Below are 15,803 nucleotides of genomic sequence, written 5' to 3'. Positions count from 1 at the left end.
CAGAGCAGTTGATAGCTGCCCCATGGATTGCCTCCCCCGCCGACGACCTGTGATTCGAGTGCCCAGGAAAGTGCACGGCACGGTCACCGCGCGTTCGGACATGGGTGAAGTTCCCGTGGAGCGGGATGCGCCCCGGGGCGGCCGTGCACGGTTCCGCTCGGCGGGATCTGAGGACGTGCACTCACGTGCCTGGGATCGGCAGGGAGGATCCTGTCCCAGCACGTCCGCGATCGTGAGCTCGCAGTTGGGCGCTTAAGAAGGCCACCTGACGGCTCGCTACCGTGGGGCCATGGACAGCAACGTGGCTCCTCCCGAGATGGTCTCGCCGAGCAGAGCGGCCGGCACCCTGCGGAACCTGATCAAGCAGCTCACGCAGGATCCGTCCTCCGCGATCGTGATCGGGGAGGACGACGCGCCGCAGGCAGTTCTGCTCTCCTTCAGCGCCTTCCAGACGCTGCTGGCGGCCGCAGGCGCAGCCGATGCCGCGATGGTCGCGGACCGTATGGCCTCCGCGCCCGAAGCGGGCGAAGGGCTGAGCAATGCGGTCCTGGAACAGCTGGTCGCGGATGCCGAGCACGACGTCAGTGCTGCGGATTGCGCCCTGGGACGCGCGGGAGGTATCGAGAAGGGACCGGATGCCGGTGGAAGGGCCTGACCTGTATCGCGGGGACCATCACCCGCAGGTTGGCGCCGACATCCTGGCGCTACCCACCGCCCAGCTGCAGCGGATCGCACTCATCAGGATCAGTCAGCTCACCCGCGGGGAGGTCCGCGGGGCTGCGCTGGAGGCGATGGCAAGACATCCGGATCTGTCGGACCTGCGGAAGCTCTACTTCGACCTATCGCAGAACGAGTTCAGGGTCGTAGGAGGGCGGGCACCTCAGTGGCGGATCGTCTACCGGCTGCGTGATGCGCTGCCCGGCCCGGACGCGCGAATGCTGTTGCAGGTGGTAGCGGTGGGCGCCAGGGCTGCGAGCGAGGTGTACCAGCTGGCCGGGACGAGACTGGAACGGCAGAGCATCGTCCGGGCGCCCGCCCCGCAACAGTCCCCGTCCCGGGCCGCCGCTGCGCCGCGACGGAGCCTGGCCGAGGCGCAGCGACTGGCCGTGGAGCGGTTGCGTCATGCACAGAGCCGGCGGCGCTGAGGGGATTGCCTCCGGTGCTGCGGCCCGCGGGTGGTGCACGGGCAAGGCAGGTCAGGGGCGCGCCGTGGTTGAACTGGGTCATCTCCGCCACGATGTGTCCTGACGGCATCACCTCTCCGACGTGTGTACCCGCTGACGATGGCCCGGGGGCGTCGCGGCGAGTCGCTCGAGGTGCCGACGGGCCCGGACAGGGAGCCCATCATGCCGAACCGTGTGCTCGCCGACCAGGGCATGATCTGGACCACAGGGGTGCTTGCTCCTACCAGGCCTGCACCCCTCTCCTGTGAGACTACGGGTGCTCCCGCTGTACGGTCGTCCGAACGGACCCGCAGGCCTGCGCGAGGTTGGCCAGGCAGGTGTCCGGGTCGGGACCGGTGACGACGCATCGGGCCAGCAGCGAGGCCGGGTGAGCCCGGACCCAGCCGCCCAGGGGGGTCTCCCAGGTCAGTCTGGCCAGCCAAGATGCGTCGAAGAGCCCGGGGTCGACGGCCTGACCAGTGACAGTACCGTCGGACCCCGCTCGGATCAGAGCGACGGCTGCGCTCGCGCTGCGAGTGGGCGTGGTGGCGGGCTCTTGGCCGGTGGCGATCTGGATCGCAGCGAGGAGCAGGTCCACGCCGGTCGCCAGTCGCACGAGTTCGGGGACACTGTCACCCTGCAGGTGGGCGGCTGCGTCGGTGATGACCGGGCCGAGTACGGCCATCACCACCTGTACGTGGCCCACACCGTGGTCGATGCCGATGGCCTGGATCGCGCGGGCCGCGAGCTGCGCGAGGTCCGGGTCAACCTCCTCTGCGGTCACGAGGTGGGAGGCGGGCTGGAACAGGGGGTAGTTCGTGAATGCCGTCCGGACCGCGGCAACCACCCGGGTCCGTCCACCGCTGGTGATGGTCTGGAGGGTGAGCCGCTCGCCGCCGTGAGCGCGCTCCAGAAGAACGGCCCCGGGGGTGGTCTGTGCCGCCAGGGACGCGGTGTGTGCGAAGGTCCACGCGGCCTGGAGGTCTTCGGCGTTATCGGCACGGATCTCACCGTAGTGGCCGAGGTTCGCGAGCGGGCGCAGGACCACGGGGTACCCGGTCCACAGCGCTGCGGCGGCCGCGTCCTGGCGGGTGTCGACGCGGGTGCCCTTCGGGATGGGCAGTCCCGCTTCCGAGAGCAGGAGCCGCGCGATGGAGCGGTCGACGGACGCGTCGGCCGATGCCTTGGACGGGCCTCGGATGCCAAGGGCCCCGGCCAGTTCGGCGGCCTGCGGCAAGGCCTCCGCCGTGAGTGCTAGCAGCCCCGCCGGCGGTTCGCCTGCACTGCCTTCGGCACCCGCAGGCAGTGCGGTCATGTCAGTTGCGCCCCAGTTCGACTCGGGGTCGTGGAAGGCGATCGGATGGGTCTCGGCAACGCTCCGCAGGTCGGCTGCGTGGTCCCTGCTCGGGCCGACGATCAGTACTGCCGGTGATGGGGGCACGGGACGCTCTCTCCTCGTTCGTCATGGTCCGTCGTCGATGGCGATGGCGGGCGGTGCGGGGCGCTGCAAGAGCACTGGGGCGCAGCTTTTTTGCTTATGAAGCGATGACGTGTGGTGAGGGTCGGCGGTTGCCTGCAGGGGCGGTTCGGCGCCGGGGAAACGCCTGTCTGGCCCAGGCGGGTCAGGGCATCTGGCTCACCGGCTTGGGCGGCACCAGCCAAACGAATCGGTGGCCGGAGGCCGCGTCGAGGGGCCGGGTCATCAGGAGGGTGATCCGGGTCGGACCCCACTTGGGATGGTGGATCAGCCGCGTATCGCCGTTGGGGTGGACGTATTCGTCGTCCATTGAATGCTTCATCAGCTTTCGAAGCGGCTTGTCGGTGCGGGCCGCGTCGTGGAGTTCGTGTTGGAGCTGGACCAGGCCCGCTTCCCAGGGTGAGGTGTTCAGCGCGGCACGCTGCTGGCGGAGGAAGGGCAGTGCCCACCCTGTCTCCCAGTCGAGGAGTACGTGCTCACGTGCTTCCTTGTTGATCAGGATGTACCGCAGCACGTTGGTCGGCAGTTCCCTGCCGGCCCAGACGTCCCGAAACGCCTGGTTGGTCAGTTCGATGTCCCAGCATCGGTTCGACAGGTAGCCCGGCAAGACGCTGGAGTCGAGAGCCAGCTGGTATGCCGGGATGGAGTCGAGCTGGTTGGTGAAGGGCTGCGGAGGTTCCTGCCCGTTGGACAGCAGGAACATGACGTGCCGCTCGTGGGCGCTCATGTGCAGGACAGAGGCGACGCGGTCCAGGAACTCGGGTTCCCTGTGGGTCAGGCCACGCTCGAAGTCGCCGTAGGACCGGACGGACAGTCCTAGCATGGAGGCTGTGCGCTCCTGCGAGAGGCCGGTACTGCGCCGCCCACGGGTCGTGATGGCCACCTCGGGCGGCCCTGCCTCGACGGCGAGTCGGCACCTGACCAGCAACGCCTGGAACTGTTCCTTCTGCGCCGGCGAACCCGGCGTCCCGCTGAGTCCCTGACGTGCGGCCGTCACGTACTTCCCCCCGTTCAAGCGCCGACAGCCGTCGCCGACCAGTTCCCTGGCATCTCGGCAGTGGCCACCTGGCGCGCTTCATGACTCCATCATCACCCTCCGCCAGGCTACGAGGGCACTTAGGCAAGCCTTCCCAAAGTGCAACTTCCGGAAGGGTCACTTCCTGGCCAACGACGGCCAGTTCGACTACATCTTTAGGGGCAATGGGACGGTTGCGCATCTCCTTTCGCCATTCGTCTCACCAACCGCACACGCTCACAGACCTGGGGGGCCTGATGACGCTGAAGCCGCCGCCTGAGCTTCATGCCCATGATCACGAACAGAACAGTTCTGCGGAACGTGCCTACCGGGTGCTTCAGGCACTGATCGAACTCGGCCCCGGCTCGCACACGCTCGCCGAGGTGATGGCCCACAGCGGGCTCGCCCGCTCCACCGCGCACCGGATCCTTCAGTCTGGGGTGCGCACGCACACCTTCGTCCAGCCGACCTACGGCACCTACTCCATCGCGCATCCCAGTGTCACCGGGCACAGCCAGGATGCGCTGACGGCGCTTCCCGCCAGTTCCCCGGCGATCTCGGAGGAGCTCGCCCACCTTCAGCGCCGCACGAACCAGGTCGTCGCCCTGCACAGCCACCTCCTGCTGGGAGCCCCCAGCAGGATCTGTGTCGACATCGCGGACGGCAAGCGTCAGGACTTCGCGGCCGCGCTGGCCACTTCCGACGCGGGGTCTGTCCTTCGCCGCGCGCCCCTGAACCAGGACGCCGCGGGCCTGGTCATGCTCGCCAACCTCGACGACCTGAACGCAGGAAACGCCATCCTGCGCCGCATCAAGATCCAGGGTTACGCACGCACCCCGTCTCCAGTCACCAACTGGGAGATGCTCTCCGTGCCGCTGTGGCGCGGCTCCGTCCTCGTCGGCTCTGTCAGCCTCCTCGCCCCTGACGCCTACCTTCGGCGGCGCACCGAGCGCCTCGCCGACACCACGATGGACACCGCCGCGGCCCTGTCCCGGCACCTGGATCACACCCGTGCCCAGCGGCAGACCATGCCGATCCTGCTGCAAGCCTGCTGAACAGAAGTCCTTCGGGGGAACGAGTCATGAGCCGCCCAGTTCTGGTCACCGACGCCGGCCTGGGCAATGGTCTCGCCATTGCCCAGGCCTACCAAGCCGCCGGCGCTCGCGTCGTGATCACCTGCCGCTCCAGGTCCGCGCCCGTCGGCTTCCCGTCGGTGCCCTGCGACATCACGCAACCCGACGAGGTCAGCGCGGCGTTCACCAGGATCGAGGAGCAGCACGGCCCGGTTGATGTTCTGCTGTCGGCCGGAATCACCCGCGACAAGCTGATGCTGCGATGACCCAGGACGCCTTCACATCAGTGCTGGACAGGAACCTGACCGGTCCCTACCGGGTCATCAACGCGGCGGCACGCAGGATGCTGCGACGCCGTAAGAGCTGGATCCTTTTCGTCTCCTCCGCTTCAGCCATCCACGGGCAGGTTGGGCAGTCCGACTACGCCTCGAAGGCCTGCCTGAGCGGCTTCGCCCGGTCCCTGGGCGCGCGAGCTCGCGCCTCACGGAGTCAGGGTGAACGTCCTCTCCCCTGGTCTGACGGACCCGGCGATGGTCGGCGCACTGAAGGCCGAGAAGGTGGAGGCGCTGGCCGCGCGGGTACAGCTGGGCCGGCTGGCCCTCCCGAAGGAGATCGCGCGAGCTGCCGTGTGCCTCATTTCGCGGAGCCCGCTCACATCGTGGGGCAGGCCCTCGCCGTCGCCGGTGGCGCGTCCAGGGGGCATTGAACTCCCGCGCTGCGGCACAAGTTGGCTGGACCGCCCGCACCAGGACTTGAGACGAGATGAGAGGTCGATCATGAGATGACGTGGCGTGCGGCCCGCTCCGGAGGAGCACGGGCCGCTGGGCTGCCGCCTGACACCGGTGTTACCAGCACCAGATCTGACGGCAAGCCCTTCCCATCACCGCCGATGAACGACTGAGTTCGCGCTCATGTCATCTCCGGCGACGACCCGGGGGGCCGTCCTCGTCAGAGGACCTGCCACCCGGTTTACCGCCCGGTCGCGGGCGGGTCCAACAGGCGATGCCAGCCCTGGGAGCGATAGCAGGCCCCAGGGGTTGGTGCTGCCTCCACCTCCAGCAGAGACACCTCGATGATGCCTGACTTCATTCCCGTTTGTCACGCAGGCGGGAACGCGCCCAATACCAAATCGACAGGCGGTGACGCCTCGTCAACACGCGGTACTGCACGAGAAGAGCCCAAGGCCTTCGCTTCCGCCGTGCGGCTGGAGCCGCTGCGGCTGGACGAGCCGATGAGGCTTCGCCTGAGAGAAGCCGTGCACACCACGCTCCGCGTGCCAGCCACGGCAAATCTGAATGACACCGACCATCTGCTGCGGATCGTCACCCTCGCCAAGGCCGAACGGGCCCGGACCTATGCGACCACCTCCGCCGCACCTGAGCTCGGTCGCTGGCTCGGTGTGTCCGCTTCCGCCATCCACCAGTCCCTCAGTCGGCAGCGGACAGCTTCCACGCTCGTCACACGTCAGCGGTTCCGGCATTCAGGCACCGTGCAGGGACTGTTCGTCGGGGTCCCGGAGCAGATCGCGGCACTGCGGGCAGGAGACAGCCAGCACCCGCTCGCGCTCGACAAACCTGCGCTCGCCACACTCCTACGCCTGGTGGAAGGGCTCTTCGCTCCCGGCTGGCACCACCGGGACGGCAGCAGGACCCCCATGGGGCTGCTCGCACCCCGCACGGGGCGCGGGGCACCCACCGACAGGCTCGCGCTGCTCCTCCTCGTCCTGGAGGCACGGCCAGACGGGAGGGTGCGGCTGTGCTCCGGCCGAGTGGGCAGGCGCGGGCGGGCAGCCGCGACGCTCGCACGGCTCCTGGGCAACGGCTGCACGCCGGCGGGCGCGGCAGGGATCCTTCAGCGGCTCCAGGCCGCCGGGGTGATCCAGCTGGTCAGGAAGGAGACCGGAAGCCGACTGCGCCAGCAAGGCGGCATCCTCGTGCCGGCAGTCGCAGAGGATTGGGAGTCGCTGCAGAGCGCCCGCCGGCGCTCTGCTTCGTCTCAGCGCGACACCGCAGTTGCTGCAGGACGGCCGCGCACACGCGCCGCCGGGGCAGCGTCGCAGGTCGCAGGGCCGACTGAGGCGCCCAGCGCCGAGTTCGCAGAGAACGTCGCTACTGATTCCCTTCACGCATCTCACGCCAGTCACCTCCGCACCACCGGCCCAGCTGATGTCTCGTTGGGTGTTTCCGGCGAAGCCGAGATCGGGGTACCCACCGTTGCCGGTGGAACGTGCACGCACGCGAGGAATCCCGACCTCGGCCCGACTCACCGCATGCCGGCTTTCGCACCTTCGGCGAGGCGGCCGAGCAGGGCCACGCTGCCTCAGCTCAGCATGTCGAGGGTGGCCTACCAGGTGCTCGCTGAGGCGGCAGCCCTGCTACCGCTGATGACCACCTGGGAGCAACGCGAGGCCGCGCGGGCCGCCGGCGCAGCTGTTCGGGACGTCGCGGGTGATGTCGGGCGGGTCGTTCGGCGACTGAGGTTCCGTCTGGCCTCGGCGGCCTCGGTGGAGAGCCCCTACGGTTGGCTGGTCCGGATCGGGCTTCGCCGATCCAGCGAGTGCGGGCGCATCGAATGCGAGAGCGCAGTCGATGTGGTGACGGGTCGCAAGTGTGTCCCTTGCCAATACCTCGTCGAAGGTGCGACCAGCAGGTCGCAGCGACGCGCCAACCCGGTCGAGGAGCTGCCGGACGCGGCTGCCGAAGGCACGGGAGTCCAGGAGCGGCGCCTGCACGATCTGGCGATGCGCCGGGCCGAGGCCCTGGCCGCCGCCGAACGCGATGAGGCGCAGCACCGCCTGCGCCAGGTGACCGAGGGTCCCGAGCGCGAGGCCAGGGAGGCGTCCGCCGAGGCGGCCCGCCTCGCCGTGCCGTGCGAGGACTGCCAGGAGCCGCAGTCGGCCGGGCTGTGCCTGCGCTGCGCCAGCCGCCGGGGCACCCGCGCGGCCATCGTCGAGACAGTCAACCTCCGCCTCGCGGTGACCACCCCGACCTGCTGGGACGACGTGCGGGCCGTGGTCGACCGGGTAAACGCCGAGATCACCGGGCAGCTGATCGAAGCCCGGCACCCCGGGGCGGATCGCTACATGATCGCCGCCTCCGACCGGGTCAACGCCGAGACCTACCGCGACCAGGCACACCAGCGCGCACTGGAGCACTGGGCCCTCTCCGCAACCGCCAACGAGGAAGCCGAGCTGGTGAGCGCGGCCGAGCTGCGCCGCACCCACGGGTACGAGACCCGATCGGACGCCGAGAAGGCCGCGTTCGAAGCCGGGGAGCGCGCCCGGCTGGCCGCCGCCAGCAAGCTGCTGGAGCAGCGGCTGCGGTTCGTCCGCTCCCTGCGGCAGCCCCACGCCACCACTCTGCGCTCCCCCCACCGAGGCCTTCAGGAGTGCTCATGAACACCGGCGACGCCCCGGCCCGCTCGACGGCGCCACCGGCCACCGCGGTAACCGGCCGTCTGGACTATCCGCCCAGGCCACATCCTGCGGCTGGTCAGCGCACCGTCGGAACCTTGGCGCGGACGTACGTTGCCCAGTTGGCCTCGAAGCTCGCCAATGGAAGTCCGGTGGCGGCGGCGATCTGCTGCTCGTACTCCTTGGGCTTGGCGTAGTGGGCGGCGACGAAGGCGAAGGCCTTGTCCTCGCCGTAGGTCTCGGCCAGGTAGGCGATGGCGAGGCCGGCGAGGTCGTAGTTGGCGTCGCGGGCCCTGCCGTCGTCGGCGTAGACGTCGAGGCCGTCGGGGAGGTGGCCGTCGAAGCGGTAGGCACTCAGTGCGGAGCGGGCTCCGGACTGGGCCCGGTCGCCCTTGTCTCGCATGGCCATGTACTCGGCGAAGCCTTCGACGACCCATGGGCGGGTGCTCTGCAGGCCCTGGACGAGGACTGCCTCGGTGCGGAACGGGGCGACGATGGCGTGGCCCATCTCGTGGCGGCTGATCTCCGTCACGCCGTCGCGCCAGTCGGTGCCGGTGAAGTAGCCCTGGGCGGTGTCCATGACGATCCTGGATCCGCCGGAGAGGATCTCCGCGAGCTGCTTGGAGTCGTAGGCGGGCAGTGCCAGGTTGGCGCCGGCTTCGAGCGCGTCGTCGTCGCGGCCTTCGCCGGAGTAGAGTCGGTTGTAGACGGCGCGGTCCTTCTCCAGGACGACGAAGAAACCGCGGGCGGCCTCGCGTCCGCCGGCCCCGGGCCGACCGGACTTGTTCCAGGCCTCGAGGTCGTCGTGGGCGGCCTGCGCCATGAGGTCTATGTCGCGCGTAACCTCTCCCCCTTGGGCCTTGCCAGCCACGACCACGAGATGGTCGCGGTGCTCGACGGTGAGATCGTCGTAATAGTCCCACGGCGCGGGATAGTAGCTGCCGTCGGAGACCTTCCCCTTCAGGTCTTTCGAGCCGCCCACGGCAGTGATCGTCGGGGTGTCCCCACCCTCGACCCGCCAGTTGTAGACCTCGGGCACCGGCAGGACGTCGACGCCCTGAACCTGATGGACGAAGGTGACCATCATGTCGCGGCCGTCCATGGGAACCGCGAACTCCGTCTCCCAGCGGGCCGTCTCCCAGGGAATCTTGACCAGGTTTCGAAAGACCCGGCGCTGCTTCTCGACCTCCTCCCCCGTGAACGGGCTGAGGAAGGCCTGCTCGTCCTTGGCCGCCAGCGCCGCGGTCATCTTGTCGGCCACCCTCTGCCACGGCGATCCGGTGTGAACGGGGCGCTTCTGGTTCGAGACGTGGTGGACGACCGCGCCGAGGCAGACCACGACGAGGCCGAGAACCGTGGCCAGGACGATGAGGAGAACCTTGCTGCCCCTGCCCCTGCCCTTGTGCGGCGGCTGCGGAGCCGTGGGGGTGGCCGACCCAGGGGGGTAGGGGGGCCGGGAGACGCCGTAGGCCCCGTCGGCCCACGGGGGCAGGCTTGTGTCCGACTGCTTCCACGTTGGGACATGAGACGGGTCGGGCATGGGACTCCTTGGTGAGGACGCGCGACGGGGTCACGCGCGGTGCAGGTGTGTGGCTGGGCGGGCGACGCGGGCCTCGCCCGGTGTCACCGCTTGCTGAAGCCGATCTCGGCTGCCATCAGGTGGCCTTCCAATCGGGTGAGGTCCGCCATGCGCGCAGAGGCCTCGTATGCCGCGAGAACCCGCTTCGTAGTCCGCACGGCCGATGTCGGCCGCCTGAGAAGCGGCCGGATCCACTGGCTGACCGCTTCGTCCAACTCGGCGGCAGGGGTCGCCCGGTGCAGAACGGCCATGCGCAGGGCCGTCTCGGCGTCCACCGACCGGCCCGTGAGCAAAAGTTCGCGGGTAGCGGCCGGACCGATCTCGCTGATGAGCCGTGCTGCGGCTCCTCCCCAGGTGCCGGGAAGGCCGAGAGCGACCTCGGGCAGCCGGTACAGGCTGTCGTGGGCACCGACGCGCAGGTCGCAGGCGACGGCGAGCGCGAAGCCGGCGCCGACGGCCCGCCCGTGCACGCGGGCGATGGTGACCGCGTCGAGTTCCGCGAGCCCGCTGAACACGAGGCGGGCCGATTCGCCGAGGCGGCGGATCTCGGCCCCGCTCGGGTCTTGCGTGATGAGCCGGTCGAGTTCCTGGCGGTCGCCGCCGAGGCAGAAATCGTCGGATCCTCCCGCGATGACGAGAACCCGGACGCTCGATGCTTCGCGCACTGCTGCGATCACCGCGAGGAGGTCGCGGAGCATCTGCGCGTCCAGGGCGGCCCTCGTGAGCTGAATCCGGACCACGCTCCCCCGGTCCAACGTGGCGGTGGTGAGGGAGGACAGGGAGGGCAGTTGCCGCATCGCGTCGGGCACTTCAGTGGCGGCGGGCGATGGGAAGGCTCTCCATCCGCCGGAAGGCAACGCGGGGCTCCCACAGCGGAGGCGACGGCAGATAGAGGCCGGGCAGCCGGCGCAGGAGAGCCTCGACGAACTGGATCGCCATGGTCCGGGCGAGGCCGGCACCGATGCAGTAGTGAGCGCCCGCTCCGAAGGCGAGGTGCCTACGGCCGGGGCGTCGAAGATCGAGAGTGTCGGGCTGCTCATAGACCGTCGGGTCGTGCTGCGCTGCTCCGATCAGAAGGTAAGCCACCTGGCCTCTGGCAATCCTCACACCGGCGAGGGTCGTGTCCCGGGGGACGACTCGGCTGATGACCTGGACCGGTGGATCGAAGCGCAGGGCTTCGTCGATCAGCGCGGACGTGTGTTCAGGATGGGAGCGCAGCCACCGGGCCTGCTCGGGATGCTGAGCCAGCAGGCGCACCGTACTGGCCAGGAGCGCCGCGGTTGTCTCGAGACCAGCCATCAGGGAGAACATGGCCAGTCGGCGGACGGTCACATCCGCGGCAATGCGATTGGGCGCCCCCACGTCCCACAGCTCGAGCCAGTTGGAGATCACATCGTCGCGGGGGCATGCTCGCCGGTCGGCGACGATCGCCGCGAAGTACGCCTGGAGTTCGTTGCTGGCCATGTCGGCCAGTTCGAGGCGCCGGGGAGTGGGAAAGAGTTCCTGGGCATAGGTGTGTTCCCGAGTGAGCTGGTGCAGGCGGTCGAAGTCCCGCGCCGGAAGGCCCAGCCAACGGCCGACGACTCTGATCGGGAACCGTTCGCTGGTGGGCACGAAGTCGGTGCGAGGCCCCTCGGTCAGGGCTTCTTCGAGTCGGTCGAGCAGTTCGTCGGTTGTGTCGCGTATCGGGGTGGTGAGGCGCTGGAGCGTCTGTTTGCCGAAGGCCTCGCGCAAGGCTCGGCGTTGCTGGGTGTGCTCGGGAGGGTTGAGTGACATGATCACGTGGCCGAGCTCCTGGGCGGACCGGGAGTTCCACCGGGGGCCCTGGCTCTGTCGCCAGCGCCAGTCCAGGGAGGTCCACGCCCGGTCGCGCAGGATCGCCTCGCACACCTGATGGCTGGTGACGAGTACTCCGCCCCAGGGCGAGGGCAGTACCGCGCCCAGTTGATGGAGTTGCGCGAAGAGAGGCAGTGGGTCGCTCTGCCCCCGAGCGGATCGTAGCTGGGAGAGCAGAGCGACCACATTTCGCGCTCCACCCGGCTCGGAGCTCGCCTCCTGCCCCTGCGGGCTGGTTACAGTCTGGGTCGGTGCCGGGTTCATCTCGTCACTTCCTCCACATCGTGGCTAGCCAACGGCCTGAGGGCGGCACCGATCGGAGGCCCGCACTGCAGCGGACGCTAGCCACCCTTCCGGATTCGTGTCTGGGTTCCCGGCCGCCGACGGGAGAGGTGACCCACACTGCGGAATGGCCCGCCGCAGGATCCCGTCAGACGGAATCTGTGGTCCGCAGCGGAGCTGTCCGTGCCACGCACCCTTCGGCCACCACGACGGGGGACGGGCTCATACGGAAAGCCTCAGGCAGAGAACTGGACGCACGTCATCAGGCGCTCCCCGAGCCCCGATCGCCCGCCGCGGTGCCCGGACGGTCCTGCCCGATGCCGGCAGGCCACTGGCACACGAGACGGCAGGGTCCGTTCTCCAGCATGCGGCCCGCGGTCGGCAGATCGCCGGGGCCCCGGCTGGGTGGACGGTCAGTGTCGGGTCGGTGTGCTTGTCGTTGTCGTCGGCGCGCACCTGGCGGTCCCAGGCCCGGACCGTCTCCGCCAGGCGCTCGGCGAGTCGGGGGCCCTGCTCGCCGAAGGCGTGGGCGACCCACTCCCACTCCATTTACTCGGGACGGCCACCGTCCCGGACCTGGACGCAGGCGATATAGGCGAGGGATGCGTCGCCGAGGATCGCGGGCGCGTCCTGGCCCTTGGCGATCCCGGTGACACCATCCTCCAGATCTTGGACTGCGGACAGTCGGCAGAAGCCGGGCAGGGTGGTGGCAGCGTACAGCTGGAGCGAGCCGAAGTAGACGCCCGCAAACGGTGGCGACGTCGCGAGGCTGCCCGGCCGGGGGCCGGCGCGGCGGCGCCCGTATCGGATGCCGCCGATCCCGGACGGTCAGCCACAGGTGCGCTCGGCCCCGTGTGTGGGGCGAACTGGGAGGCGCGACAGAGGGGAATCCTCCAGGCGGTCAGGAGGGTACTTCTGGCGGCGGCGGGTCCAGGCGTACGACGTAGCGGTCGCACCGGCCGTCCGGCTGGTGCACGGTCCGGTAGGCGTAGGGGATCGTGCTGCCGGGGAACACCACCACGCCTTCTTCTACAACGGGCTGTCCGTCGGTGGCGGAGCGCACGACGGCGAGGTGGGCCGGAGGCTGGGGCTCGGCCGGCCGCCGGTGACGTCCGGTCACCGCGCGCACAGATCCGGGCCGCCGTCGGCTGCCCGTGGCCGCAGGACCGCCACTGCTCGGTCCGCCGCCGGAGCAGGGATGGTGGGGGCCGGGGGGCCGGTGCGGTTCGCGGCGGCTTGCGTCTCGAACATGCGGGCGTAGACGCCGCAGAGGTCCATCCGCTCCTTGTGCAGTCCGGCGGGGGCGGCGCGCTCATCGGTGGTGGACACCGGTTTCCTCCTTGGGGCAGAGCGGGCAGGGACGTGCGGCAGGGGCAGGTCACGTGCGCGTCGGGTGGGCGGCCGTGCGGGCGAGGGCGAGGTGGCCGCGCGCTTGAAGGTCCTTGCTGCCCCCTTGCGCAGGCCGGTGTGCAGGTACGACGCGCCGAGCTTGGCCGTCAGCAGGACCAGCAGCCTATCCTTGGCCTGGCCGAGGGGGCGGCCGTAGCCGGTGAAGAAGGCTGTCCGCAGGTCCGGGCGTTCGGGTCACAGCGCCCGAGCAGCCAGACGAACTCCTCGACGACCAGGCGGGGATCTCGGTGGCCGCGGCGTCGAGGAGGGCGAGCACGTCGGGAGGCACCTGCCCGGCCAGGGCCTCCCGGCACTGCGCCGCCTCCCGCGCGTAGGTGCCCATCGCCTCGCGCACCGCCGCCCGGTGGTCGGCGGTGCCCGCGTCCGAGTGGTCGTGCCAGCGCCGCAGCAATCGCCCGGCCTCCTCGTGCAGCCGCAGCTCCATAGCCCGTTCCAGCGGCAGGCCGCGCACGACGCGGCCGGGCAGTGCGGCGCTGAGCAGTGCGCGCAGCCCCGGGTCGCTCGCCAGCAGCCGGGGCGCCTGTCGCTCGGGCAAGTAGCGCGCGGCGTAGGCGTAGCCGGCGACCTCTCGGGCGAACGCGCCGTCGTCCGGGCTGATCTTGAGGAACGCGTTGCCGCCGTCGGGGCCGCCGATGCGCCACACCCGGGAGGTGGCCCGCGGCCAGGACCAGTCGGCCGCCGTGACCGGGCCCGGCAGGTGTCCGGCGAGCCAGACGAGCAGCTCGGGCGGGGGCGGGAAGTCGGTCATCGGATCGGGTCTCCGAACGGGACGGATCGGGTGCACGGCAGGGACAGGGCGGCGTAGGCCGGTGTCAGCGGACGACGTAGGCGGGTACGCCGGTGCGCACCGCGTCCAGGACGGCGAGGGTGAGCTGCACCCGGCGGGGGTCGTTCTGCGCGGCCAGCTCGTCGTGGGACAGGAGGACAACCTTGGTGTGCTCGGCCGGGTCGAGACGGATCCCGGCGACCTGCTCGGCCGTCAGCGTGCCGCCGTGAACGGCGAAGCCGACCTTGGCAGGCCAGCCTCCGTGAGGCTGCTCGAACACGGTGGCCAGCAGTGGCAGCCCGGGCCGGGTCGGGCTCCAAGAGGATGCCGGTCTCCTCGACACACTCGCGCACCGCGGTGTGCAGTGGGCTCGCGTCGGTGAACTCCACGTCGCCCCCGGCCCACTGGAGGCCCTTCGCCAGGTCGGTGGCGCGCAGCATCACCGCCAGCCCGTCCTCGGTGGTGAAGAAGATCGAGCCCCACATCGGGGCGGCGGGGATCGTGGGCAGGTAGGCGGGCAGCGGCAGGTGCCCGGGCAGCGCCGGCGGCGGGGCGGTGTGCCGGCGGATCAGCTCCGCCTCGTGGGCGGCGACCGACTTCGGCACCTCTGCGGGAAGGACCCAGCGGTGGTCGTCGTGCTCGGCCGACCGTCGCACCTCCTGGGCGTGGTCGAGGTGGGCGGCGAGCACGAAGGCGCGGGTGCGGGCGCCGCGGGAGTTGGTGTAGTCCTCGTGCCCGAGGTAGGCGGTGACACGGGCGCCGGTGAGGCCGGCCTCCTCGTCCAGTTCGCGCTGCCCGGCCGCCACGACGTTCTCGCCCGTTTCGGTGCCGCCGCCGGGCAGCTCCCACAGCCCGGCCTGCAGGGTGCCGCGCGCGCGGCGCAGCAGCAGGACCCGGCCGTCCGGGTCGGTGAGCAGCACGCTGGCGGAAGTGCGCTCGATGCCCTCCGCCCGGGCTTGGGACAGGGGATCGAACAGCAGCAGAGTGGTCGTCACGGGGCACTCCAGGTGCGGGGGATCGGACCGGCCCGGTCCGGGTCGGTGAAGCCGAGGCGGCGGTAGCGCTGCTCGCCGTCCGGGGACGTGGTCAGGCGGACCTGCCCGCAGCCGGCGTCGGCGAGCCGCTGCCGGGCGTGGCCGCGACGGTGGTGCGCGGGGTCGGTGGTGACGGAGGCGATGACCCCGGTGCACGGTGCCCGGCCCGGCCGGGGCAGGCGGTGGTCCCACTGCGCGACCGTGTACGACACCAGGGTGCCCGCGCCGCCGTCGACGACCTCGAAGCGTTCGATTCCTTCGCGGCGGGCGGATGCCGTCAGCACCTCGAAGTCGATCATTCGTAGAGCCCCCTTTCCTGGAAGGTGAGCACAGTGCAACCCGGCGCCATCACGTTGCATGGCAGCGCCAATGGCCCTTTTTGAACAGGAGTTGATGCCTCGTCGGGAACGGTTCCGGGTTGGAGATCCTCCCGCTGTTCGAGTCGCCCGATCAAGCCAGGAGGTTCCCGGAAAGAATGGACGAAGACGAACTTTTCGATGTAGCGTGCCTTCTGGTCTCCTCCTCCCCAGATGCGGCGGAAGGCGCTCCAGCGGGCGTCGGCCGGCCACGGTTCACCGGTCGGGGCCTGTCAGGCGGTGGGAACGGGGGAAGGCCGGTGGCGTCGAGGCGGACCAGGCAGGTGTGCACCCGCCCGGTCGGGAGCGACCGCTGTGCGGACCGCACGTCCTCCGACGCTGTCCTTCGCCCCGTACCCCACGGCCGAGACACTGTGATCCCGCCCGGCTCCACCCCGAG

Annotated in this window: 15 protein-coding genes and 1 pseudogene; 6 read left to right on the top strand and 10 right to left on the bottom strand. The window is 70.2% G+C overall.

Translation table 11 applies throughout. The features are described 5' to 3' along the window. Positions 1-289 precede the first annotated feature (289 nt). Both IE329_RS27685 and IE329_RS27680 read left to right on the top strand, forming a co-directional pair. Positions 290-655 (top strand): hypothetical protein, encoded by a 366-nt coding sequence (locus IE329_RS27685; protein WP_190213717.1) that lies wholly within the window; start codon positions 290-292, stop codon positions 653-655. Next, positions 636-1,145, top strand: coding sequence for a hypothetical protein (locus IE329_RS27680; protein WP_190213716.1), 510 nt, complete (start codon positions 636-638; stop codon positions 1,143-1,145). Before IE329_RS27685 ends, IE329_RS27680 begins: the two co-directional genes overlap by 20 nt. A gap of 289 nt (positions 1,146-1,434) precedes the next feature. Here the strand turns inward: IE329_RS27680 and IE329_RS27675 are convergent, their stop codons facing one another. Further along, positions 1,435-2,604 carry an ATP-grasp domain-containing protein gene (locus IE329_RS27675; RefSeq protein WP_190213715.1) on the bottom strand — a complete coding sequence of 390 codons (1,170 nt, stop codon included), beginning with the start codon at positions 2,602-2,604 and terminating at the stop codon, positions 1,435-1,437. Between the two features lie 181 nt (positions 2,605-2,785). Next, entirely contained in the window at positions 2,786-3,637 is an 852-nt protein-coding gene (locus tag IE329_RS27670) for a helix-turn-helix domain-containing protein (protein ID WP_190213714.1), read from the bottom strand. A 275-nt stretch (positions 3,638-3,912) separates the two neighbouring features. Here IE329_RS27670 and IE329_RS27665 point away from each other — a divergent pair, with 275 nt between their 5' ends. The 4 genes and pseudogenes from IE329_RS27665 to IE329_RS27655 all read left to right on the top strand — a co-directional run bounded on the left by IE329_RS27665 (position 3,913) and on the right by IE329_RS27655 (position 8,125). Next, on the top strand, positions 3,913-4,710 hold the full coding sequence (locus IE329_RS27665) for a helix-turn-helix domain-containing protein (protein ID WP_190213713.1): 798 nt from the start codon (positions 3,913-3,915) through the stop codon (positions 4,708-4,710). A gap of 26 nt (positions 4,711-4,736) precedes the next feature. Next, a pseudogene (locus tag IE329_RS41880) lies at positions 4,737-5,140 on the top strand (SDR family NAD(P)-dependent oxidoreductase); the annotation flags it as partial. Positions 5,141-5,258: 118 nt separating this feature from the next. Then, positions 5,259-5,513 (top strand): hypothetical protein, encoded by a 255-nt coding sequence (locus tag IE329_RS40875; RefSeq protein WP_373311313.1) that lies wholly within the window; start codon positions 5,259-5,261, stop codon positions 5,511-5,513. A 287-nt stretch (positions 5,514-5,800) separates the two neighbouring features. After that, positions 5,801-8,125, top strand: a complete 2,325-nt coding sequence (locus tag IE329_RS27655) for a hypothetical protein (RefSeq protein ID WP_229927805.1) — start codon at positions 5,801-5,803, stop codon at positions 8,123-8,125. 94 nt (positions 8,126-8,219) lie between these two features. On the opposite strand, the gene IE329_RS27650 is transcribed toward IE329_RS27655, so the two are convergent. The 8 genes from IE329_RS27650 to IE329_RS27615 all read right to left on the bottom strand — a co-directional run bounded on the left by IE329_RS27650 (position 8,220) and on the right by IE329_RS27615 (position 15,346). After that, positions 8,220-9,680 (bottom strand): gluzincin family metallopeptidase, encoded by a 1,461-nt coding sequence (locus IE329_RS27650; protein ID WP_190213711.1) that lies wholly within the window; start codon positions 9,678-9,680, stop codon positions 8,220-8,222. 83 nt (positions 9,681-9,763) lie between these two features. Next, the gene (locus IE329_RS27645; RefSeq protein WP_268257337.1) at positions 9,764-10,516 is read right to left on the bottom strand and encodes an enoyl-CoA hydratase/isomerase family protein; all 753 of its coding nucleotides are present in this window, start codon (positions 10,514-10,516) and stop codon (positions 9,764-9,766) included. A gap of 13 nt (positions 10,517-10,529) precedes the next feature. Further along, entirely contained in the window at positions 10,530-11,495 is a 966-nt protein-coding gene (locus tag IE329_RS27640; protein ID WP_229927810.1) for a cytochrome P450, read from the bottom strand. 1,243 nt (positions 11,496-12,738) lie between these two features. Continuing rightward, complete coding sequence (locus IE329_RS27635; RefSeq protein WP_190213709.1) at positions 12,739-12,957, bottom strand: hypothetical protein; 219 nt, start codon at positions 12,955-12,957, stop codon at positions 12,739-12,741. Next, entirely contained in the window at positions 12,954-13,166 is a 213-nt protein-coding gene (locus tag IE329_RS27630; protein ID WP_190213708.1) for a hypothetical protein, read from the bottom strand. The genes IE329_RS27635 and IE329_RS27630 overlap by 4 nt, the downstream gene beginning before the upstream one ends. Positions 13,167-13,350: 184 nt before the next feature. Next, positions 13,351-13,995 carry a phosphotransferase gene (locus tag IE329_RS27625; protein WP_229927803.1) on the bottom strand — a complete coding sequence of 215 codons (645 nt, stop codon included), beginning with the start codon at positions 13,993-13,995 and terminating at the stop codon, positions 13,351-13,353. Beyond that, on the bottom strand, positions 13,992-15,008 hold the full coding sequence (locus IE329_RS27620) for an NUDIX hydrolase (RefSeq protein ID WP_190213707.1): 1,017 nt from the start codon (positions 15,006-15,008) through the stop codon (positions 13,992-13,994). Before IE329_RS27620 ends, IE329_RS27625 begins: the two co-directional genes overlap by 4 nt. Beyond that, positions 15,005-15,346: a hypothetical protein gene (locus IE329_RS27615; RefSeq protein ID WP_190213706.1), complete on the bottom strand. Its 342-nt coding sequence runs from the start codon at positions 15,344-15,346 to the stop codon at positions 15,005-15,007. The genes IE329_RS27620 and IE329_RS27615 overlap by 4 nt, the downstream gene beginning before the upstream one ends. Positions 15,347-15,803: the final 457 nt, after the last annotated feature.

Origin of the sequence: Kitasatospora indigofera (assembly GCF_014655955.1) — a bacterium.
Taxonomy (GTDB): domain Bacteria; phylum Actinomycetota; class Actinomycetes; order Streptomycetales; family Streptomycetaceae; genus Kitasatospora; species Kitasatospora indigofera.
Note: the sequence above shows the minus strand (reverse complement) of the source record. Positions and strands in the feature narration are given on the sequence as shown.

Bases quoted from the DNA above. Each gene is read 5' to 3' on its own strand.
- IE329_RS27685 (WP_190213717.1), top strand. From the start codon at position 290: ATGGACAGCAACGTGGCTCCTCCCGAGATGGTCTCGCCGAGCAGAGCG.
- IE329_RS27680 (WP_190213716.1), top strand. From the start codon at position 636: ATGCCGGTGGAAGGGCCTGACCTGTATCGCGGGGACCATCACCCGCAG.
- IE329_RS27665 (WP_190213713.1), top strand. From the start codon at position 3,913: ATGACGCTGAAGCCGCCGCCTGAGCTTCATGCCCATGATCACGAACAG.
- IE329_RS40875 (WP_373311313.1), top strand. From the start codon at position 5,259: ATGGTCGGCGCACTGAAGGCCGAGAAGGTGGAGGCGCTGGCCGCGCGG.
- IE329_RS27655 (WP_229927805.1), top strand. From the start codon at position 5,801: ATGATGCCTGACTTCATTCCCGTTTGTCACGCAGGCGGGAACGCGCCC.
- IE329_RS27650 (WP_190213711.1), bottom strand. From the start codon at position 9,680: ATGCCCGACCCGTCTCATGTCCCAACGTGGAAGCAGTCGGACACAAGC.
- IE329_RS27645 (WP_268257337.1), bottom strand. From the start codon at position 10,516: ATGCGGCAACTGCCCTCCCTGTCCTCCCTCACCACCGCCACGTTGGAC.
- IE329_RS27640 (WP_229927810.1), bottom strand. From the start codon at position 11,495: ATGTCACTCAACCCTCCCGAGCACACCCAGCAACGCCGAGCCTTGCGC.
- IE329_RS27625 (WP_229927803.1), bottom strand. From the start codon at position 13,995: ATGACCGACTTCCCGCCCCCGCCCGAGCTGCTCGTCTGGCTCGCCGGA.
- IE329_RS27615 (WP_190213706.1), bottom strand. From the start codon at position 15,346: ATGATCGACTTCGAGGTGCTGACGGCATCCGCCCGCCGCGAAGGAATC.